The following is a 20,450-nucleotide window of genomic DNA, read 5'->3' as shown; positions in this document are numbered from 1 at the left end:
GCGAAACGTGAGATTTTGGAGCGCTGCACCACCTCAAGATCGGCGGAAACCCGCCAAAAATGCGAGGTTTGGAAGGGATTCGCGAATGGTAGCGGAGGAGGGACTTGAACCCCCGACACGCGGATTATGATTCCGCTGCTCTAACCAGCTGAGCTACTCCGCCCCATGGGCATTTGCCGATCGCATGGCGGTTCGGCGAGCCTCCGCCGGCGCGGGGGCAGGCGGCGCATTTAGGGCGGGCTTGCGAGCCGGTCAACCTCGCTTTTTGCCCCGGAACGGCCAGCGCTTCACGAACTCCCATGGCCCGCCGCGATAGCGGTGCAGCGCGAGTCCCGGGAAGGTGAAAGCGCGTGGTTCGATCTGGGCGGACAGCCTGCGCTGAAGATCCCGCGCAGCTTGCGAGGATACCTTGTTCTGGATCGTGACGTGGAGGCGCGGTTCGTGTGCGTCTTGCAAGGTGAGAAGGCCATGGAATTGCGCGGCGAGATCGCTGCGCAGCGCGAGCATCTCAGGACTCGTCAGATGGAGTGCCGTGCCAGTCCCGAGTGACATGACGCCTTCGAGCCGCGCTGCGATGGGCGCGTGCTCCGCGGCGAGCCTTGCCAGACGATCCTTCACTTCGTCTTCGCTGCCGGGTGGCAGGGCATGGAACAGCGTGACGTGCGCCTCCAGAAAGTTGCGCTCTGGTGGATAGTGCGCCGCGCGCAGTCGCGTAGCCCAGCGGTGAATGTCCGGCGGCAGCTCCGCCGTGACGATCAGCGGCGCAGGTGCCGCCCCGGTCACATCTCGCCGCGCGCGCGGCGGATCGCGAACCATTTGTCGACGGCTTCCTGGTGCGCGGCATAGTCCGAATTGAACACGTGCCCGCCAGTCCCGTCTGCGACCATATAGAGCGCATCGGTCTTCGCGGGATTGAGCACCCCGGCAATGCTCTCCCGCCCGGGATTGGTGATCGGCCCCTTCGGAAGGCCCGCCATCGAATAGGTATTGTAGTCGTTGATCGCCGCGATTTCCGACTGACGGATACGGCGGCCGAGTGGTTTGCCCTTGGTGATCGGGTAGATGATCGTGGGATCGGCCTGGAGGAACATGCCCTCCTTCACCCGGTTCGAGTAGAGGCCGGCAACCATCCGCCGCTCCTTCGGCAACGCAGTCTCCTTCTCCACGATGGACGCCAGCGTCACCGCCTCCTCTATCGTGTCGACCGCGATGTCCTTGCCGCGCTTGGGCCAAGCTTCGGCAAGGTAGTTGCGCATGGCAGCCTGCATCCGCGCCAGAACCGCCGTGCGCGCCTCGCCGCGTTCGAAGGCATAAGTGTCAGGTAGGACCGAGCCTTCTTCCGGCACCGGGATCTCGCCGGTCAGCAGCGGTTCCGCCATCAGCTTCTCGTGGACGAGGATCGAAGGCGTACCCTCCGGGATGGTGATGAAGCGGCGGATCACTTCGCCATGCTGGAAAGTGTCAAGGATGCCGCCCAGCCCGATCCCCGCCGGAAGACGGAACTCACCGGCCTGGATCGGGTCGGAACTGCCAAGCAGCTTGGCCCGTAGCAGGAAGCCGTCGGCAGAGGTAATCAGCCCTTCGTCTTCCAGCTTGCGTGCAGCGGCCGTCAGCGTCGCGCCCGAAGGGACGATGAAGGCCGTGTCCTTCTCCACTTGCGCGGAGCCGAACGCCAGGCTGCCGAAGATCACGGCCGAAAGGAGCGCCAGGGCGGCGAGCGCGCCGGCGGCCATGCAGCCGCGCCGCCGCATGTCAGTCGACCTTCTTCATCACCAGGCTGGCGTTGGTTCCGCCGAAGCCGAAGCTGTTGTTCAGCACGGCGCGAACCTCGCGCTTCTTCGCTTCATGCGGGACGAGATCGACGCCTTCGGTCCCCTCGTCCGGATTGTCGAGGTTGAGCGTGGGCGGAACGATCTGGTCGCGCATCGCAAGGATGCAGAAGATGCTCTCCACGGCACCGGCGCCGCCTAGAAGGTGCCCGATGGCGGACTTGGTGCTGCTCATCGAAGCGCCGCTGAGATCGTTGCCGAGCACGCGCTTGACCGCGGCGAGCTCGATCGTGTCCGCCATCGTCGAAGTGCCGTGCGCATTGACGTAGTCAATGTCGCCCGGCTCAAGTCCGGACTTGCGGATCGCCATGCGCATGGCGAGTTCGGCGCCCTTGCCTTCCGGGTGCGGCGCCGTGACGTGGTAGGCATCGCCCGAGAGGCCGTACCCGACGACCTCGGCATAGATCTTAGCGCCGCGCGCCTTGGCATGCTCGTATTCCTCGAGCACAACGACGCCCGCACCCTCGCCCATGACGAAGCCATCGCGGTCCTTGTCGTAGGGGCGGCTCGCTTCGGTCGGACGGTCATTCATGCTCATGTTGAGCGCGCGCGCCTGCGCGAAACCAGCCACGCCCAACGGGTTGATCGTGCCTTCCGCGCCGCCCGCGAGCATGACGTCGGCATCGCCGTCGCGGATCATCCGCGCGGCATCGCCGATCGAGTGCGCACCGGTCGAGCATGCGGTCACGACTGCATGATTCGGGCCCATCAGGCCGTACTTGATCGAGACCTGGCCCGAGATGAGATTGATCAGTCGGCCGTGAACGAAGTGCGGGCTCACGCGGCTCGGGCCACGCTCGTGCAGGACGATCGATTCGCTTTCGATCCCCGGCAGGCCGCCGATGCCCGAACCGATCGAGACGCCGGTGCGCTGCTTGAGGTCGTCGTCCATCTCGGCAAGGCCGGCGTCCTCGAGCGCCTGTCCGGCGGCATCGATGCCATAGATGATGAACGGATCGACCTGCCGCTGAACCTTGTGGTCAACGCGCTTGTCGGGGTCGAAACCCCATTCGTGATCCTTCGCCTTCACTTCGCAGGCGATGGTGCACTTCTGGTTGCTCGCGTCGAAACGGGTGATCTGCCCCGCCCCGCTCTTGCCGGCGATGAGGTTCTTCCACGTCGTCTCGACATCGGCACCCAGCGGGGTGACGAGACCCAGACCGGTTACGACCACACGGCGCATGCAATTCTCCGATTACGTCTTCCAGAAAGAACAACAGGCCCAACCCGTTAGGGCTGAGCCTGCATCTCCCTGCGCGAACAGGGATCGGGCCTCTCCCTCGTCGCTTTTGCTAATGCAAGCTCGAGCGAACGGGAAAAGCGCGAAAAGCCTAGCCCTTGTGTTCTTCGATGTACTTCGTGGCGTCGCCCACGGTGGTGATCTTCTCGGCCGCATCGTCAGGGATTTCGACGCCGAATTCTTCCTCGAAAGCCATCACCAGTTCGACGATGTCGAGGCTGTCGGCGCCGAGATCGTCGATGAAGCTCGCATCCTGGGTCACCTTGTCGGCTTCGACGCCCAGATGCTCGACAACGATCTTCTGCACGCGGTCGGCGGTATCGCTCATATTATGCCCTCTGTGTATTGGGGTTAAATGTTGCTTTCGCCCTAATGAACGGCGAAGGCGCTGGCAAGTGCCCGCTCAAGCGTCTCCGGCCTGATCGACGCGCGTTTCCGCACCCGGCTGCGGCTTCGGCGCCTCCACGGTACGGATGTGCACGTCGCGAAGCTGGCGGGGGCTCGCCACCGAGGGAGCGCCCATCATCAGGTCCTGCGCGCGCTGGTTGAGCGGGAAGGCGATGACCTCGCGGATGTTCGGTTCGTCCGCCAGCAGCATGACGATGCGGTCGATCCCCGGGGCCGAGCCGCCGTGCGGCGGCGCGCCGAGCTTGAACGCCTCGATCATGCCCGAGAAGTTCGCGTCGACTTCTTCCTTCGAATAGCCGGCGATCTCGAACGCCTTGTACATGATGTCGGGCCGGTGGTTCCGGATCGCGCCCGACGACAACTCGTAGCCGTTGCAGACGATGTCGTACTGCCACGCCTTGATGGTCAGGGGGTCTTCGTTCTCCAGCGCTTCCATCTCGCCCTGCGGCATCGAGAACGGATTGTGGCTGAAGTCGACCTTCTTCTGCTCCTCGTCATACTCGAACATCGGGAAGTCGACGATCCAGCAGAATTTGAAGCAGCCCTGCTCGATCAGGCCGAGCTCCTCGGCGACGCGGGTACGGGCAGCGCCGGCGAGCTTCGCCGCGTCCTTCTCCTTGCCCGCGGCGAAGAACAGGCCGTCGTTCTCGCCCAGACCGAGCTCGGCGTAGAGCTTCTCCATGCCCTCGGTGCCGTGGTTCTTGGCTATCGGGCCGCCGAACTCGCCGCCCTTGCGGGTGACGTAGCCCAGACCGGCAAAGCCTTCGCGCCGCGCCCAGTCGTTCATGTCGTCGAAGAACTTGCGGCTCTTCTCGTGCGTGTTCGGCGCCGGGACGACGCGGACACGGCCGCCGGAACCGACGATCTTCTCGAACAGGCCGAAGCCCGAGGTTTCGAATTGGTGCGTCACGTCGCTGATGATCAGCGGGTTGCGCAGGTCCGGCTTATCCGTGCCGTACTTCAGTATTGCGTCGGCATAAGGGATGCGCGGGAATTCGCCCGCGGGCGTCACGCTCTTTCCGTTCGCAAATTCCTCGAACACCCCGGCGAGCACCGGCTCGATCGCCTGGAATACGTCTTCCTGCGTGACGAAGCTCATTTCGAAGTCGAGCTGGTAGAACTCGGGGCTGCGGTCGGCGCGCAGATCCTCGTCGCGGAAACAGGGCGCGATCTGGAAATAGCGGTCGAAGCCCGCGACCATCAGCAGCTGCTTGAACATCTGCGGCGCCTGCGGGAGCGCGTAGAAGCGGCCCGGGTGCAGACGGCTGGGCACGAGGTAGTCGCGCGCGCCCTCGGGGCTGGAGGCGCCGAGGATCGGCGTCTGGAATTCGGTGAAGCCTTGCGCCGTCATGCGGCGGCGGATCGAGGTGATGACCTGGCTGCGCAACATGATGTTGCGGTGCATGGTCTCGCGCCGCAGGTCGACGAAGCGGTACTTGAGACGGATGTCCTCCGGGTACTCCTGCTCGCCGGCGACCGGCAGAGGCAGCTCCTCGGCACGGCTCTGCACCGTCACGCTGCGTGCGAAGACCTCGATCTCGCCGGTCGGAAGGTTCGGGTTCACCGTGCCCTCCGCGCGCGCCTTGACCTCGCCATCGATGGTGACGACCGATTCCAGCTTCAGCCCGTCGAGTACACTGAGCGCGGGGCTATCCTCGTCCGCCACGATCTGCGTGAGGCCGTAATGGTCACGCAGATCGACGAACAGCACCCCGCCATGGTCGCGCTTGCGGTGGATCCAGCCCGAGAGGCGAACCGTTTCGCCGACGTTCGCCTTCGCTAGCTGTGCACAGTTGTGGGTACGGTAGGCGTGCATCTAAAATCTTTCCATTTTCGGAGCTATGGCGCTAAGGGCGCGCCACCGATGGCGCACTGCGCATGTCGCGCGCGCTAACAGGGGAAGCACGGGCCTTTGTCAAGGCACCGGGCACCCGAGTGGCGGTACTCCGCCCCACGATAGAAAAGACAGAATGAAGATACACGATCTGATTACCACCACCGACGCGCTCGCCGCGCTGTGCGAGCGTCTGGCGAAGTCCGACTTCGTCACCGTCGACACCGAATTCATGCGCGAGAACACCTATTGGCCTGAACTGTGCCTGGTGCAGATCGCCAACGAGGAAGAAGCCGCCGCGATCGACCCGCTGGCCGACGGGATCGACCTCACCCCCCTGCTTGACCTGATGTGCGACAACGAGGACGTGCTCAAGGTCTTCCACGCAGGCGGGCAGGACGTCGAGATCATCTACAACCTGACCGGGAAGACGCCGCATCCGATCTTCGACACGCAGATCGCCATGATGGCGATCAGCCAGTCGGAGCAGATCGGCTATGCCAACCTCGTCGAAGCATGGCTCGGCATCACGGTCGACAAGGGCGCCCGCTTCACCGATTGGAGCCGCCGCCCGCTGACGGCCCGGCAGATCGAATATGCGATCGGCGATGTCACGCATCTTTCCAAGATCTTCCCCAAGATCCTGAAGAAGCTGATGAAGACCGGGCGCGGCGAATGGCTCGATGCCGAGATGGAGAAGCTCGCCGACCCCGCCAACTACCGCAACGATGCGGGCGAGGCGTGGCGCCGCATCCGGCAGGCTGGGCGCAATCCGGCCGTGCTCGGCCGGCTGAAGGCGCTCGCCGCCTGGCGCGAGGGCGAGGCGCAGCACAAGAACATCCCACGCGGCCGCATCATGCGTGACGAGACCTTGGCCGACATCGCCAGCCATCCGCCCAAGCAGCAGGCTGACCTCATCAAGGTTCGCGGTCTTTCGAACGCCTGGAAAGACAACGACATCGGCAAGCGGCTGATGAAGGTGCTCGAGAAAGCCGAGCCGCTGCCTGCCGATGAAATGCCCGACAAGCCCAAGCGCGGCGCGCCGCTGGGCAAGGAAGGCGCGCTGGTCGCTGATCTGCTCAAGCTGCTGCTCAAGATCCGCACCCGCGAGATCGACGTTGCCGCGCGGCTGCTCACGCGCTCCGATGAAATGGAGGCGCTCGCCGCCGGCGTGCGCAAGCTACCGGTGCTCCAGGGCTGGCGCTTCGAGGTCTTCGGCCGCGACGCGCTCGAGCTGGTCGAGGGCAAGCTGGCCTTCGCGGTCAAGGGCGGCAAGCTGAACATGACGCACATCGACGACGTGGCGGAAGACATGGCCGAGGCGGAAGCGGCCGAGTGATCCGTCGACATATGTCTTCGCGACGCCGCTCGGCGGCTCCCAAGCCGCTCCTCGGAATGAGCGATGTGTTCCTTAGAGGGACCGTGATCTAGCAATGGCCACCTATCTCCCCACAATCAAGCAGCTCCAGTACCTCGTGGCGCTGCACGAGCATGGCCATTTCGGCCGCGCGGCGGAGGCGAGCTTCGTTTCCCAGTCGACGCTCTCGGCCGGCATCCGCGAACTCGAATCGCTGCTCGGCGTCACGCTCGTCGAGCGCAGCCGCCGCGTGGTGCGCTTCACGGCCTTGGGCGAGCAGGTGGTGGAGAAGGCGCACCGCCTGCTGCGCGAGGCGGAGGAACTGTCGGACCTCGTTCGTGCGAGCGGCAAGCCGCTGTCGGGCACGCTACGGATGAGCGTGATTCCTACCATCGCGCCCTTCATGCTGCCGCGAATCCTGCCGCGCCTGCGCAGGGAGCGCCCGGATCTCAAGCTCTTCCTGCGCGAGGAGACGAGCAACGACGCGGTCGAGAGCCTGCACCACGGGCGGGTCGACTGCGTGCTGCTCGCCCTCCCCTTCGCCACCGGCGAAGTCGAGATGGCGCACATCGCCGACGACCGGCTCTTCGTCGCCTTCCCGAAGGACGATCCGCGCGACCCGCCTGCGGTGATCCCACCGTCGATGATCGACGAGGGACGGCTGCTGCTGCTCGAAGACGGACACTGCCTCAAGGAACACGCCCTCGCCGCCTGCAACCGGCCCGAGCTGCGCGCGTCGGCGACCATGATCGGCACGAGCCTGCACACGCTGGTGCAGATGGTGAACAACGATCTCGGCCTGACGATGCTGCCCGAGATGGCGATCGAGGCGGGTATCCTGCACGAAACGGAGGTCGTCGCCCGCCCTCTCAAGTCGCAGGCAGCCAGCCGGGAGATCGCTCTCATCTGGCGCAAGAACTCCCCTCGCAAGGCCGATTTCGAGTTGCTGGCGGAGGAATTGCGCGCCGGATGAATCTGGCGCAGCGGCGTGTCACCTCCACGCCATCAAGACAGTGCAAGGTACTGTTGACGAAATCGTGCTAAAAGCTGTGGATAAACCGATTCGCGAAGCGCCGGGTGGGGGAGCTGCATCGTGTGGAAAGATCTCGAGCATTCGGATAACGGGGGCGAACCCCTCGCGCGCGGCTGGACCGACGGCGAACATCCCAAAGTGATCGTGGCGGAGATCGCCTCGCGCCCCGCACTTGCGGGGCACGTGATCGCGTTCGCCAACGAGAAGGGCGGCGTCGGCAAGTCGACGCTGGCATTCCACTGCGCAGTGACGCTGGCGCATGCCGGCCATCGTGTGGTCGCGCTGGACCTCGACTGGCGCCAATCGACGCTCGAGCGGAGCCTGTCCTTCCGCGAGGGGACCGCGCGCGTCCTCGGCGCAGCCCTGCCGATGCCCGCGCATGCGGTGCTGACGAGACCTTGCACCGCGCAACTCTATCAGGAAATTGTCCGGCTCGACGCGCGCGCCGACTACATCGTACTCGACGCGCCGGGCGCCGACTGTCCGATCTTCCGCCGGGCCGTTGCCATGGCGGACACCCTCGTCACGCCGATCAACGCATCTTTCATCGATCTGCAGGTGCTGGGCCAGGTCGATCCGATCACGGGCCGCCCAGGCCAGTCCAGTTGCTTCGGCGCCACTGTCGCGGGGCTGCGCCGCGAGCGGCATCGCAGCGGGTTCGGCCCGATCGACTGGCTCGTGGCGAAGAATCGCGTGCGGCATACGGAACGCCGGCAGATCGGCCGGATCGACACGGCGCTTGCCGCGCTCGCGGAGCAGCAGGATTTCCGGATCGGCCGCGGGCTGACCGAGCGCGTCGCCTACCGCGAGTTGCTCCAGTTCGGGCTGACCCACCTCGATCTCCAGCTGCTTCCCGAACGTGCCCGCGCCAACAAGAGCACGCTTGCGGAGATCGCGGGATTGTTGAAGCAGCTCGCGCTCGACGGCCCCGGCACGCTGTGCGTGACGACCCCCGCCCCGCAGGCACGCTCCTCTCCCCGCGTCCGCGCTGCATACCGCGAAGCGCTGGCAGCGGCGCTCTGAACGGCGAGGCGCCGTCCTTCTGCTTCAATCCATGTGCTTGATGCCGACGCGCAGGTAGTCCCAGCCGGTAATCACCGTCAGCACCGCGGCGGTCCACAGGGTGACGATGCCGACGAGGTGCGGGACGTTGAAGGTCGCCTCTCCGAACGCCATCATCCAGCCCGGCAGCGCGCCCGCCAGAATCAACGCGCCGAGCGAGACCATCTGCGCGGCCGTCTTCCACTTGGCGAGCTTGCTCACCGGCACCGAGACCTGCAGCGGCCCGAGGAATTCCCGCAGGCCCGACACGGCGATCTCACGCATCAGGATGATGAGGCCCGCGATCACGTGGAAGTCCCCGGCGACCGGCCCGCGCAGCCAGCCCTGGGCCGTGAGCACCAGAATCACCGCAGCGATCATGATCTTGTCCGCGATCGGGTCGAGGAACACGCCCAGCTTCGAGACCGTGCCGCTCGCCCGCGCGAGGTAGCCGTCGAAGTAATCGGTTATGCCCATCAGACAGTAGAGCGCGAAGGCGAGAAGATATCCGAAGGCCCAGCCCGGCCACCACAGCAGCGCCACGAGCAGCGGTATCGTGACGATTCGCGAAAGCGTCAGAATGTTCGGCAAGTTGAGCACGGCGATCTCCCTAGCCTCTCTATCCCGAAGGAAAAAGCCATGCTTTGCCCTTGTCCGCACCGCCTCGTCCTCTACAGGAGGCGCGAACCGCAAGGGACTGCGCGAGAAGCATGACGACATCGACGCACATCCTGCGCCGCCGGCGGTTCCTGCCGCTGTTCGTCACGCAGCTTTTCAACGCGTTCAACGACAATCTCTACAAGACGGCGATGGTCCTGTTCGTGGTCTACGTCGTCTACAATTCGGAAGCCGAGGAGGCGATGTTCAGCGCCGTCGCCTCGGGCGTGTTCATCCTGCCGTTCTTCGTCCTCTCGGCGCTCGCCGGGCAGCTTGCCGACATGGGCGACAAGGCGCGCATCGTGCGCGTGGTGAAGGCATGCGAGATCGGGATCATGGCGGTCGGCGGAGCGGGCCTGCTGATCGCGTGCCAGGATGTCGAATGCGCGGCCGCGGCCGGGCAGTGCCTCGCCCGCCCTCATCCGTTTCTGGCCGACGCAGCGATCCCGCTCCTTCTCGCGGCGCTGTTCGCGATGGGCGTCCACTCGACCTTCTTCGGGCCGATCAAGTACGCGATCCTGCCCCAGCACCTGAAGCCGGAGGAAGTTCTCGCCGGCACCGGGCTGGTGGAAGCCGGGACATACATCGCGATCCTCTTCGGGACGATCCTCGCCGGCTGGATCCCGGTCGAAGCGGCAGCGGCGGTGGTCTTCGTTACGGCCGTGTTGGGCTATCTCACCTCGCGCTACGTCCCCCCCGCTCCCGCGCAGGGAGAGATCGAGCCGATCGACTTCAACGTCTTCCGCTCCTCCTACGTGCTCGTGCGCAATACGATGCACGACGACCGGGTGTTCCTCGCGATCAGGGCGATCAGCTTCTTCTGGACGATCGGTGCGGTACTGTTCATCCAGTTCCCGCCCCTGGCCAAGAACGTGCTGACCGCCAGCCCGGAAGTCGCAAGCCTGTTCCTGGTGATCTTCTCGGTCGGGGTGGCGATCGGCTCGGTGTCGGTCAACGCGCTGCTCAAGGGCACTGTCTCGGCCCGCTACTCGCCCATGTCGGTGATCGTGATGGCGCTGTTCGTTCTCGCCTTCTACCTCGTCTGCCGTGCGTGGACGCCGGCACCGGGGGACCTGCTGATGGACGTGGCCCAATTCATGGCCCAACCGCTTGCGATAGCGCTGCTCCTCTGCCTTCTCGGAATCGCCATTGCCGGGGGTATGTTCGTCGTGCCGCTCTATGCCTTCCTGACGACATTCGTGCCCAAGACGCAGACCGCGCGCACGATCGCCGCGAACAACATTGTAAACTCGGGCGCGATGGTGGCTGGCGCCCTGCTCGCCATGGGGCTGAGCGCGGCAGACGTGGCGATCGTCGACCAGCTCCTGCTCAGCGCGGCGATGTGCCTGGTGTCGAGCTGGCTGGGAAGGAAGCTCTATCTGGCCGAATCGCCGGCTGACTGACCACTCAGGCGATAAACGCCGTCACCCCCACGACGCCCCCGACATAGACCGCCGCGAAAGTCCGCACGTCCTCCAGCGAGGGACGCCACTGTGACCGATTGGCCGCCGGCATCTCCTCGGTTCGCGTGACATGCGGCGGCAGGGTCGCGCGGAATGGATGGCGGGCGGATTCGTTGGTGAGGACCAGTGATCGGCGCATGGCGACCGATTAACGTTTTACTAACCATTCGGCTCCCGCGCTTTGCCGATTGTCGCGCCGCGGGACGGTTTCGCGGCCGCGGCCGCATACCAGAAAGGGCCGCCAATGCGGGGCGGCCCTTTCGTGGAGGCGGATAGATCAGACCTTGTCGCCGAGAGCCCCCTTCACGTCGCCCCTGAGATTCTGCGCCTCACCCTTGCGCTCCTGCGCCTTGCCTTCGGCATCGAGGCGGGGGTTCCCCGCGATTTCTGCAGCCGCCTGCTTGGCGTTGCCTGCGATTTCGTTACCGACGCCTTTGGCCTTGTCCTTGAACTCGCCCATTGGGGAACTCTCCTGCGTTTCGCGCGGCGGCGGAATTGCGCGCCGTCTTGTAGGATCAACGCTGGCGGGAACGGCTCGGTTCCGTTCGGTTAAATACCTGCCATGGAAAGAATTTTCTTCCATTCAGCCGGCCGCACTTCCGACACGGACAGCCGCGACTGGCGGACCAGTTCCATCTCCGAAAGCGCCGGTTCCGCCTTGACCTCCTTCAGCGTCACCGGCCGCGGCAGCTTCTCCTTCGGCTTGACCTTCACCGCCGTCCACTTTCCCTCGGGATCGGTCGGATCGGTGATCCCGGCCACGCTGATCTCGATGATCCCGACGATCTCCAGGCCGACGTTCGAATGGTAGAAGAACGCCTGGTCGCCGACCTTCATTGCGGCGAGGTTGTTCTTCGCGCGGTAATTGCGCACGCCGTCCCACGTCCCCTCGCCTTCCGCGACAAGGTCGTCCCAGCCGTAGACGTCGGGTTCGGATTTCATCAGCCAGTAGCGAGGCACGCGAGCACTCTCCTTCGGATCGTGGATCAGGAACTGCGGCTCGCGATAGCGCCCCGCGCGCCGCCTGACCACCGCCGGCGCCCGCGCGCGGTGTTTAACTTCTTCTTCAATCCGGCCGGCTATAGGCTGCCAATCCGACATCCGGGGGGCGAGGCGGCCGCTGCCGCCGAATCTATGGCGAAGGGCGAGCAGACAGAACCGAAAACTCCGAGCGTCGAGCGCGACCTCGTGGCCATGGGTATCGCGGCCGCGGCGATCATCATGTTCGTCGGCACGGGCGGATCGGTGCTGCCGAAGGCCATCCGCAACTGGCTGGGCACCGGCCCCGCACCAGATAGCCTGCTCGTCAGCGCCATGCTGCTCAACATCGCGCTGATCATCTTCGGCTGGCGCCGCTATGCCGAGCTCATCGCCGAGATAGAGCAACGCAAGGCGGCGGAAGAGCGCGCGCGCCTGCTCGCGGAGACCGACCCACTGACCGGCTGCCTCAACCGCCGCAGTCTTCCCTCTGCGGCCGAAGGGCTGATCGCGCGATGTGCCGACACGGAAAGCGCGGTCGCCTTCGTCATGATCGACCTCGACAATTTCAAACAGATCAACGACCTCAACGGTCACATGGCCGGCGACAAAGTGCTGCGGGAAGCCGCCGGGCGCCTCCGCGCGCTCCTCCCGCACGAGGCGCTCGTCGCGCGTCTCGGCGGTGACGAGTTCGCCTGCGTGCTCCCGTATGACGTGTCGAATCCGGCGCGGGTCGACCGGCTGATACAGCGCCTGATTGCGCGGATTTCCGATCCGGTCGAGATCTCCGGCCATTCCGCCGAGATCACGGTATCGGTCGGGATTGCCTCGACAGCGTGCGAACCCTTCGACGGGCGGCTCGAGGCTCAAGCGTTCCTGCACCGCGCCGACATCGCGATGTACCATGCCAAGAAGCGCGGGAAGAACCGCTACTACTGGTTCGAGGCGCAGATGGAAAACGAGCTGCGCTTCCGCAAGGCGCTCGAAGCGGGCATTCGCGCGGGCCTCGCGAATGGCGAATTCGTCCCTTACTACGAACAGCAGATCGACCTCGAAACCGGCGAGCTTACCGGGTTCGAGATGCTCGCGCGTTGGAACTCGCCCAACTTCGGGCTCGTCTCCCCCGACGTGTTCATTCCGATCGCGGAGGACATGGGCGTCATCGCGCTCCTGTCCGAACAGCTCATCGAGCGCGCGCTCCAGGATGCGCGGCAATGGGATCCGGCGCTGACGCTCTCGGTCAACGTCTCGCCGCTGCAACTCAACGATCCGTGGTTCGCCCACCGCATGCTCAAGCTGCTGGTGAAGCACAACTTCCCGCCGCAGCGGTTCGAGATCGAGATCACCGAGAGCTGTTTGCACGAAAACGTCGCGCTGGTCCGCTCGATGATCCTCAGCCTGCGTAACCAGGGTATCAAGATCAGCCTCGATGATTTCGGCACTGGCTATTCCAGCCTCGCCCAGCTGCGGTCGCTGCCGTTCGACCGGATCAAGATCGACCGCAGCTTCGTCAGCGAGATCGGGCAGGACGGCGACGGGTCGAAGATCGTCGATGCCATCGTATCGCTTGGCGAAGGGCTCGGCATGCCGATCACCGCGGAGGGAATCGAGGACGACGCAGTCCTGGCGCGCCTGCGTGAACTGGGGCAGATCAAGGGTCAGGGCTATATCTACGGCCGCCCCGAGACCATCGAACAGGTACGTGAGCGGCTCGGGGCGCTGGGACGGCTCGCAGACGGCAGAGACACGCCGGACGCCACCGAGGCGATGAGCGAGAGCGCCTGACACTGGACGTGCCGCCATGCGGCGCATAGATGCGCCAGCGATGCGCGTTCCCTTCGTCAAGATGCACGGTCTCGGCAATGACTTCGTCGTGCTCGACGCGCGCGGCGAGCGCCTGCCCGCGATGACGCCGCCCATCGCTGCGGCGCTGGCCGACCGGCGCACCGGGATCGGGTGCGATCAGGTGATCCTGCTCGAGCCTTCCGAAGCCGCCGATTTCCGCATGCGCATCTTCAATTCGGATGGCAGTGAGGTCGAGGCCTGCGGTAATGCCTCGCGCGCGGTGGCGCTGCTCCACGGAGCTGAGGCCTCGGTCGAGACGACAGGCGGCACGATCCGCGTGCAGCCTGCGAACGGCGGCGCGAGCGTCGACATGGGCGTGCCGCGCTTCGGCTGGGAGGATATCCCCCTCGCCTACGCGATGGACACGCTGACGATGCCGGTCGCGTGGGAACCGCTCGAGAGCCCGGCGGCAGTGAACGTCGGCAATCCGCATGCGGTGTTCTTCGTCGAGGACAGCGACGCAGTGACGCTGGACACGCTCGGTCCCGAGATCGAACGCGACCCGCTGTTTCCCGAGCGCATCAATGTGAACGTCGCGACGGTGGAGAGCCGCCGGCGCATTCGCCTGCGCGTGTGGGAGCGCGGCGCAGGCCTGACCCGCGCCTGCGGCACCGGCGCCTGCGCAACGGCCGTCGCTGCAATGCGCCGCGTGCTGGTCGAGCGCGAGGTCGAGGTGCAACTGCCCGGCGGAGTGCTGACGATCACCTGGGGCGAGGACGGCCGCATCACGATGACGGGCCCCGCGGCCGAGGCGTACCGCGGCAGCTTCGAGTGGGACGATTTCGTATGAGCGCAGGCCCCGAGGTGATCTCGCTCGGCTGCCGCCTCAACATCGCCGAGAGCGAGCGTATCCGCGCCATGCTCGCGGGCGAGTGTGACGTCGTCGTCGTCAATAGCTGCGCAGTCACGGCCGAGGCCGTCCGCACCACGCGGCAGGCCATCCGCAAGGTGCGCCGCGAGCGGCCCGAGGCACGCCTGCTCGTCACCGGCTGCGCGGCGGAGGTCGAGCGGGAGCAGCTCGCCGGCATGCCCGAGGTCGACGGGCTGGTTGCAAACACGCGCAAGCTCGACCGGCGGGCTTGGAACGCGCCCGAGCGCGCGCCGCCTGCCCCCCTGCGCCGCACCCGAGCCTTCGTCGCGGTCCAGAACGGGTGCGATCATAGCTGCACCTTCTGCGTCATACCCCAAGGCCGCGGTCCGAGCCGTTCACTGACGATTCCGCAGGCCCTCGCCGAGATCGAAGGCCATCTCGTGCAGGGCGCCCCCGAAGTCGTGCTGACCGGCGTGGACGTGACATCATGGGGTCACGACCTGCCCGGCCGCCCTCCCCTCGGCCGCCTCGTGCAGGCGATCCTCGACAGCTTCCCGGAGCTCCGCCGCCTCCGCATGTCCTCGCTCGACGGGATCGAGATCGATCCGCTGCTGTTCGATCTCTTCGCGGGCGAGCCGCGACTGATGCCGCATCTCCATCTCTCGCTGCAGCACGGCAACGATTTGATCCTCAAGCGCATGAAGCGCCGCCACTTGCGCACAGACGCCGTCGAGTTGGTCGCCCGGCTCAAGCAGGCGCGTCCCGAGATCGCGATCGGCGCCGACCTGATCGCCGGGTTTCCGACCGAGGACGAGGCGGCGCACGCCGACAACCTCTCGATCGTGCGCGAGTTGGCCATCGTTCACGGTCACGTGTTCCCCTACTCCCCGCGCCCAGGCACCCCGGCCGCCCGCATGCCCCAAGCGGCACGCACGGTGGTGAAGGCGCGTGCCGCCGAACTGCGCGCCGAAGTCGCCCATACGCGGAACGTCTGGCTGGATACGCTCATGGGCGCTCCGCAATCGGTGCTCGCGGAAAGCGACGGCACCGGCTATGCGCCGCACTTCGCCCGCCTCGTCGTGCCCGAGGGAACCGCGAGCGGCACGGTCGTGACAGTCACCCCCCAGCGACACGAGAAAGGCCTGCTCTCATGAGTGAGACGAGCTGGAGCGAGCGGCTCTTCGGCGGCTTCCGTAAGACCTCCGAACGCCTTTCGACCAATCTTGCTGGAGCGATCGGCACCGCGCGGCTCGACGACGCGACGCTCGACGATGTCGAGGATGCGCTGATCCTTTCCGATCTCGGTCCCTCCGCCGCTGCCCGCATCCGCGCGCGGCTGGCCGAGAAGCGCTTCGGTCTTGAGATCTCCGAGCGTGAACTGAAGGAAGCGGTGGCCGAGGAGATCGCGACCATCCTGCGTCCGGTCGCCAAACCGATCGAGATCGTCGCCTTCCCGCGCCCGCAGGTGATCCTGGTGATCGGCGTGAACGGCAGCGGCAAGACGACCACCATCGCCAAGCTCGCGCACTGGTTCCAGGAGGAAGACTACGGCGTCATGCTGGCGGCGGGCGACACGTTCCGCGCGGCGGCAATCGGCCAACTCGCCACCTGGGCCGAGCGGATCGGCGCGCCGATCGTGCGCGGGCCCGAAGGCGGCGACCCGGCCTCGGTTGTGTTCGACGGGGTCAAGGCGGCGACCAAACAGGGCATCGATGCGCTGGTGGTCGACACCGCGGGCCGGCTGCAGAACAAGCGCGAGTTGATGGACGAGCTGGCAAAGATCCGCCGCGTGCTCGGCCGCCTCAATCCCGAGGCGCCGCATGACGTGGTGCTCGTCCTCGATGCGACCAACGGCCAGAATGCACTCAGCCAGATCGACGTATTCAAGGAGGTTGCCGGCGTGACCGGGCTCATCATGACCAAGCTCGACGGCACCGCACGCGGCGGCGTGCTCGTCGCCGCGGCCGAGCAATACGGCCTGCCGATCCACGCGATCGGCGTGGGCGAGAAGATCGACGACCTGCGCCCGTTCGATCCTGACCTCGTCGCGCGCGTGATTGCGGGAGTTGCATAATGGCAGGCGAGGCGAAGCCGAAGTCCGGCTGGCTCAACATTCTGGTCGATTATGGGCCGCTGCTCGTCTTCCTCGGGACCTACAAGTTCTATGCGCCCGACGAATCCAGCCCCTTGGGCGAGATCGCGGCGGTCATCCGCGGGACGGTGGCCTTCATGGTCGCCGCAGTCATCGCGCTGGGCTTCTCGAAATGGAAGTTCGGCCGCATCTCCCCGATGCTATGGCTCTCCACGGCCATGATCGTGGGCTTCGGCGCGCTGACCATCTGGCTGCGCGACGAGAGCTTCATCCAGATTAAGCCGACGGTGATCTACGTGCTGTTCGGCCTGGCTTTGATAATCGGGTGGCTGCGCGGACGCGCCTTGCTCGAGATCCTCCTCGGCGCCGCCTTCGAGGGGCTAGACGAGCAAGGATGGCTCAAGCTCTCGCGCAACTGGGGCCTGTTCTTCTTCGCCCTCGCCGCGCTCAACGAAGTGCTGCGGGCAACGCTGTCGTTCGAAAACTGGCTCTGGGCCAAGCTCTGGGTCTTCCTGCCGCTGAGCTTCCTCTTCACCTTCACGCAGATCCCGATGCTCCTGCGGCACGGGCTGGCGGCGGAAGGAGTGACGGAAGAAGAGCAGATCCCACCGCCGACGGCCTGATCCGCAAGACGTCCGACAAACCACGTCATTCCAGCGAACGCTGCAACGAGGGCATGATCGCTCCGTCGCCCCACCCTAGATCTCGACTTGGCTACCCAGCTCGACGACGCGGTTGGACGGCAGGCGGAAGAACTCCATCGCGGTCGCCGCGTTGCGCAGCATCCACGAGAAGATCTTCTCCCGCCAGATCATCATGCTCGGGTTCTTCGACGGCAGCAGCGTCTGGCGGCTGAGGAAGAAGCTCGTCTGCATCATGTCGAAGTCGCCGCCGCAGTGGTGAACCTTCTTGAGCGCAGCCGGCACGTCGGTTTCTTCCATGAAGCCGTAGCGCAGCACCATGCGGTAGAATCCATCCCCCAGATTGTCGAACTGAGTCCGGAACTCGGGATCGACGTAGGGCTCCTCCGCGATCTCGACGGTCAAGATCACGACCCGCTCGTGCAGCACCTTGTTGTGCTTGATGTTGTGGAGCAGCGCGGAGGGTACGCCGGCCGTGGCGGAGGCCATGAAGATCGCCGTGCCCGGCACGCGGATCGCGCTGTTCATCGCGGACTTGGCGAAGATCTCGATCGGCAGCGCCACTTCGCTCATCCGATCGCGCATCAGCTTGCGTCCGCGCGCCCAGGTGGTGAGGAAAGTGAAGGCGATCGCACCGACCAAGAGCGGGAACCAGCCCCCGTCGGGCACCTTTGGGAGGTTTGCTCCGAAGAAGGCGCCATCGACCAGGAAGAACACGGCCGCAATGGGAACGGCCATCCAGAGCTTCCAGCGCCAGACGGCGACGAACAACACTGCCATCAGGCAGGTGTCGATCAGCATCGCACCGGTGACCGCAATGCCATAGGCGCTCGCGAGGTTGGACGAGTTCTGGAACGTGATGACCAGCAATATCACCGCGACCATCAACACCCAGTTGACGAATGGAATGTAGATCTGCCCGTGCTCGGTCTCGCTCGTGTGAAGAATCGAGAGGCGCGGTACGAAGCCGAGCTGGATCGCCTGGTGCGTCACTGAAAAGGCGCCGGAGATGACCGCCTGGCTGGCGATGAAAGTGGCGCAAGTCGCCAGGATCACCAGCGGCAGACGGTAGACTTCCGGTGCCATCAGGAAGAACGGGTTGCGAATGGCGTCAGCCGCCGCTGCCGCCTCCAAACCCATGACCATCGCGGCCTGGCCGAAATAGTTCAGCAGCAAGCACGGCATGACGAAGCCGAACCAGCTTATCCGCAGCGCGCCGCGGCCGAAGTGCCCCATATCGGCGTAGAGCGCCTCCGCCCCCGTCACGGCGAGCACCACCGAGCCGAGCGCCAGGAATGCAAGCAGCTTGTCGGTCATGAAGAACTGGATTGCGTACCAGGGGTTGAGTGCCACCAGCACGCCAGGATACTGCACGATGTGGATCAGCCCCAGTACCGCCAGCACGACGAAATAGGTGATCATCACCGGGGCGAAAAGCTTCCCGACCCTGGCTGTACCGCGCCGCTGGAGGAGGAACAGGCCGATGAGAAGGACGAGCGCGATCGGGATGACGAGCGGCTCAAGACTCTCTTCGACTGTGGTCAGACCCTCGACGGCCGATAGTACCGACACCGCGGGCGTGATCATGCTGTCCCCGTAGAACAGGGCGGTGGCGAAAACGCCCAGCATGACGGCGAGCCAGCCATAGCCCGTTCGGCCGATCCGACTCGATATGAGAGCGACCAGCGCGAGCGTACCGCCCTGCCCCTTGTTGTCCGCCCGCATCAGGACAGTGACGTACTGGAGCGATACGATGATGGTCATGGCCCAAAAGATCAGGCTGAGCACGCCCAAGAGGTGCAGAGTGTCGAGCGCGAGCGGATGGGGACCCGCGAATGTTTCACGAAAGGCGTAGATCGGGCTGGTCCCGATATCGCCGAACACGATCCCGATCGCACCGACCGCAAGCGCCGCCTTCGGACTCCTACGGTGCCCTTGCGGACTACCGCCTTCCGCAGTGCCGTCCTGATCCGAGGAAAGTTCGCTCATAGAAACGGCATTCCCGTATGCATCCCGGCGCTGCCTTGAATGCGGCCTATTGCAGGGCGGCGGCGCTTAGCACCCTCCTTTCGCAGCTGCAACATGCACGGTGCCGAGGCTACTGCGCCTCCACTGCGGCGATCAGTGCATCGAGCCTCTCGAGCCGCTCTTGCATCGGCGCCACCCACTCGGCCCCCTCGGGCGCATCGGCAATCGTCTGCGCCCACAATGTCCGCGTTTCGTGCGGCCGGCCCGCCCGTAGCAGGGCGAGGCCGTGGAAGTACGGCGCCGCCGGATGCCCCGGCGCAGTCTGCTCCGCCCGGGCATAGGCATAGACCGCCGCCGGGGTGAGATTTCCATCGGCATGCTCGATCAGCGCGTTGCCGAGCGCGACCCAAGCCTCGGCGTGCCGCGGATTCTCGCGCACGACTCCGCGCAGCATCTGCGCCGCATCGGCATACTGTCCGCGCCGCGCGAAACCGTCGGACACGAGGACGAAGTCGCTTGCTTGCATCGAGGGATCGAACATCGCGCGCCGCGCCTCGATCATCGCGGAGCTCGTCTCGCTGGCGTCCGGAGCCGCGGCCTTGGGTGCGGAAGGTAAGCCGGGACTGGCTTGAAACGCATAGCCTGCAAGACCGAACAGCAGCGCCGCGCCAAACGCCGCCCAGCCCGCGCGCGGCAGGCGCAGCGCGAAGGCCGCTATCAGGAACAGCGCGCCCCCCAGCACGATCACCGGAAGCCAGCTCATCGCGCCCTCCGCAGGCGCCGCCAGAGAATCGCCCCCGCTCCGGCGAGCAGCAGGAGCGGGATCGCGAAGAGTGGCCAGGTAGTTTTGCTGACCACTGGCGCGTAGCTGACATAGTCGCCGTAGCGCTCGACCAGCCAGGCGCGGATCGCCTCCGGCTCCTCACCTGCTGCGATCCGCGTGCGGACCTGGTGGCGCATGTCGCCGGCCATCGGCGCATCGCTGTCCGCGATCGACTGGCTCTGGCACGTGAGACAGCGCAATGTCTCCATCAGCGCCTGCGCCTCGGCTTCCTTCGCCGGGTTCTCGAGTTGTCGGTAGGCGTAAGGCGCGGGCGGAAGCGATTGCTGCGCGGCGAGGGGCTGCGCCATGAAACCAAACAAAAACATCGTCATCCCAGCGAAAGCTAGGACCGCTTTCCACGAACTCCGAAGGTGAGCGCGATCCCAGCTTTCTCTGGGATGACCGGTTGAGGTGAAGGGGCTACTGAAAC

21 protein-coding genes and 1 tRNA gene are annotated in these 20,450 nt (G+C 65.5%); 9 read left to right on the top strand and 13 right to left on the bottom strand.

The genetic code is table 11. The features are described from left to right. Positions 1 to 86: 86 nt before the first annotated feature. From AC3A5N_RS11915 to aspS, 6 genes are all read right to left on the bottom strand, one after another. Positions 87 to 163 (bottom strand) — tRNA-Met (locus AC3A5N_RS11915). 89 nt (positions 164 to 252) lie between these two features. Next, positions 253 to 816, bottom strand: a complete 564-nt coding sequence (locus AC3A5N_RS11910; RefSeq protein WP_487737539.1) for a 2'-5' RNA ligase family protein — start codon at positions 814 to 816, stop codon at positions 253 to 255. Beyond that, on the bottom strand, positions 780 to 1,751 hold the full coding sequence (gene mltG, locus AC3A5N_RS11905; RefSeq protein WP_487737538.1) for an endolytic transglycosylase MltG: 972 nt from the start codon (positions 1,749 to 1,751) through the stop codon (positions 780 to 782). The genes AC3A5N_RS11910 and mltG overlap by 37 nt, the downstream gene beginning before the upstream one ends. Before the next feature lies 1 nt (position 1,752). Further along, on the bottom strand, positions 1,753 to 3,012 hold the full coding sequence (fabF, locus tag AC3A5N_RS11900; protein WP_487737537.1) for a beta-ketoacyl-ACP synthase II: 1,260 nt from the start codon (positions 3,010 to 3,012) through the stop codon (positions 1,753 to 1,755). A 148-nt stretch (positions 3,013 to 3,160) separates the two neighbouring features. Beyond that, positions 3,161 to 3,397, bottom strand: coding sequence for an acyl carrier protein (locus AC3A5N_RS11895; RefSeq protein ID WP_047805955.1), 237 nt, complete (start codon positions 3,395 to 3,397; stop codon positions 3,161 to 3,163). A gap of 75 nt (positions 3,398 to 3,472) precedes the next feature. Continuing rightward, the gene (gene aspS / locus AC3A5N_RS11890) at positions 3,473 to 5,293 is read right to left on the bottom strand and encodes an aspartate--tRNA ligase (protein ID WP_487737536.1); all 1,821 of its coding nucleotides are present in this window, start codon (positions 5,291 to 5,293) and stop codon (positions 3,473 to 3,475) included. Positions 5,294 to 5,447: 154 nt separating this feature from the next. Here aspS and rnd point away from each other — a divergent pair, with 154 nt between their 5' ends. The 3 genes from rnd to AC3A5N_RS11875 all read left to right on the top strand — a co-directional run bounded on the left by rnd (position 5,448) and on the right by AC3A5N_RS11875 (position 8,724). Beyond that, positions 5,448 to 6,650 carry a ribonuclease D gene (rnd, locus tag AC3A5N_RS11885; RefSeq protein ID WP_487737535.1) on the top strand — a complete coding sequence of 401 codons (1,203 nt, stop codon included), beginning with the start codon at positions 5,448 to 5,450 and terminating at the stop codon, positions 6,648 to 6,650. 94 nt (positions 6,651 to 6,744) lie between these two features. After that, complete coding sequence (locus AC3A5N_RS11880) at positions 6,745 to 7,641, top strand: hydrogen peroxide-inducible genes activator (RefSeq protein WP_487737534.1); 897 nt, start codon at positions 6,745 to 6,747, stop codon at positions 7,639 to 7,641. Positions 7,642 to 7,761: 120 nt separating this feature from the next. Continuing rightward, positions 7,762 to 8,724: a division plane positioning ATPase MipZ gene (locus AC3A5N_RS11875; protein ID WP_487737533.1), complete on the top strand. Its 963-nt coding sequence runs from the start codon at positions 7,762 to 7,764 to the stop codon at positions 8,722 to 8,724. Between the two features lie 24 nt (positions 8,725 to 8,748). On the opposite strand, the gene pgsA is transcribed toward AC3A5N_RS11875, so the two are convergent. After that, a complete protein-coding gene (pgsA, locus tag AC3A5N_RS11870) occupies positions 8,749 to 9,342 on the bottom strand; it encodes a CDP-diacylglycerol--glycerol-3-phosphate 3-phosphatidyltransferase (protein ID WP_487737532.1) in 594 nt (197 codons plus the stop codon). Positions 9,343 to 9,452: 110 nt separating this feature from the next. Here pgsA and AC3A5N_RS11865 point away from each other — a divergent pair, with 110 nt between their 5' ends. Continuing rightward, positions 9,453 to 10,802, top strand: a complete 1,350-nt coding sequence (locus AC3A5N_RS11865; protein WP_487737531.1) for an MFS transporter — start codon at positions 9,453 to 9,455, stop codon at positions 10,800 to 10,802. Positions 10,803 to 10,806: 4 nt separating this feature from the next. Here the strand turns inward: AC3A5N_RS11865 and AC3A5N_RS11860 are convergent, their stop codons facing one another. The 3 genes from AC3A5N_RS11860 to AC3A5N_RS11850 all read right to left on the bottom strand — a co-directional run bounded on the left by AC3A5N_RS11860 (position 10,807) and on the right by AC3A5N_RS11850 (position 11,804). Continuing rightward, positions 10,807 to 11,001: a hypothetical protein gene (locus AC3A5N_RS11860; RefSeq protein WP_487737530.1), complete on the bottom strand. Its 195-nt coding sequence runs from the start codon at positions 10,999 to 11,001 to the stop codon at positions 10,807 to 10,809. Positions 11,002 to 11,139: 138 nt separating this feature from the next. Beyond that, a complete protein-coding gene (locus AC3A5N_RS11855; protein ID WP_487737529.1) occupies positions 11,140 to 11,322 on the bottom strand; it encodes a CsbD family protein in 183 nt (60 codons plus the stop codon). Positions 11,323 to 11,411: 89 nt separating this feature from the next. Beyond that, a complete protein-coding gene (locus AC3A5N_RS11850; RefSeq protein ID WP_487737700.1) occupies positions 11,412 to 11,804 on the bottom strand; it encodes an EVE domain-containing protein in 393 nt (130 codons plus the stop codon). A gap of 252 nt (positions 11,805 to 12,056) precedes the next feature. On the opposite strand from AC3A5N_RS11850, the gene AC3A5N_RS11845 reads away from it, so the two are divergent. Genes AC3A5N_RS11845 through AC3A5N_RS11825 form a run of 5 tightly spaced genes read left to right on the top strand, consistent with a single transcriptional unit; the run spans position 12,057 to position 17,211 of the window. Beyond that, on the top strand, positions 12,057 to 13,625 hold the full coding sequence (locus AC3A5N_RS11845; RefSeq protein ID WP_487737528.1) for a putative bifunctional diguanylate cyclase/phosphodiesterase: 1,569 nt from the start codon (positions 12,057 to 12,059) through the stop codon (positions 13,623 to 13,625). 40 nt (positions 13,626 to 13,665) lie between these two features. After that, a complete protein-coding gene (gene dapF / locus AC3A5N_RS11840) occupies positions 13,666 to 14,475 on the top strand; it encodes a diaminopimelate epimerase (RefSeq protein ID WP_487737527.1) in 810 nt (269 codons plus the stop codon). Then, complete coding sequence (locus AC3A5N_RS11835) at positions 14,472 to 15,650, top strand: MiaB/RimO family radical SAM methylthiotransferase (protein ID WP_487737526.1); 1,179 nt, start codon at positions 14,472 to 14,474, stop codon at positions 15,648 to 15,650. The genes dapF and AC3A5N_RS11835 overlap by 4 nt, the downstream gene beginning before the upstream one ends. Further along, entirely contained in the window at positions 15,647 to 16,570 is a 924-nt protein-coding gene (gene ftsY, locus AC3A5N_RS11830) for a signal recognition particle-docking protein FtsY (RefSeq protein ID WP_487737525.1), read from the top strand. Before AC3A5N_RS11835 ends, ftsY begins: the two co-directional genes overlap by 4 nt. Then, positions 16,570 to 17,211: an inner membrane-spanning protein YciB gene (locus tag AC3A5N_RS11825; RefSeq protein ID WP_487737524.1), complete on the top strand. Its 642-nt coding sequence runs from the start codon at positions 16,570 to 16,572 to the stop codon at positions 17,209 to 17,211. The genes ftsY and AC3A5N_RS11825 overlap by 1 nt, the downstream gene beginning before the upstream one ends. Before the next feature lie 75 nt (positions 17,212 to 17,286). Here the strand turns inward: AC3A5N_RS11825 and AC3A5N_RS11820 are convergent, their stop codons facing one another. From AC3A5N_RS11820 to AC3A5N_RS11810, 3 genes are all read right to left on the bottom strand, one after another. Next, positions 17,287 to 19,218 (bottom strand): potassium transporter Kup, encoded by a 1,932-nt coding sequence (locus tag AC3A5N_RS11820; RefSeq protein WP_487737523.1) that lies wholly within the window; start codon positions 19,216 to 19,218, stop codon positions 17,287 to 17,289. A gap of 109 nt (positions 19,219 to 19,327) precedes the next feature. Beyond that, a complete protein-coding gene (locus AC3A5N_RS11815; protein ID WP_487737522.1) occupies positions 19,328 to 19,960 on the bottom strand; it encodes a tetratricopeptide repeat protein in 633 nt (210 codons plus the stop codon). Beyond that, a complete protein-coding gene (locus tag AC3A5N_RS11810; protein ID WP_487737521.1) occupies positions 19,957 to 20,328 on the bottom strand; it encodes a cytochrome c-type biogenesis protein in 372 nt (123 codons plus the stop codon). The genes AC3A5N_RS11815 and AC3A5N_RS11810 overlap by 4 nt, the downstream gene beginning before the upstream one ends. Positions 20,329 to 20,450 lie beyond the last annotated feature (122 nt).

It is taken from the genome of Pelagerythrobacter sp. Soil_C_18 (genome assembly GCF_057657235.1).
Note: the sequence above shows the minus strand (reverse complement) of the source record. Positions and strands in the feature narration are given on the sequence as shown.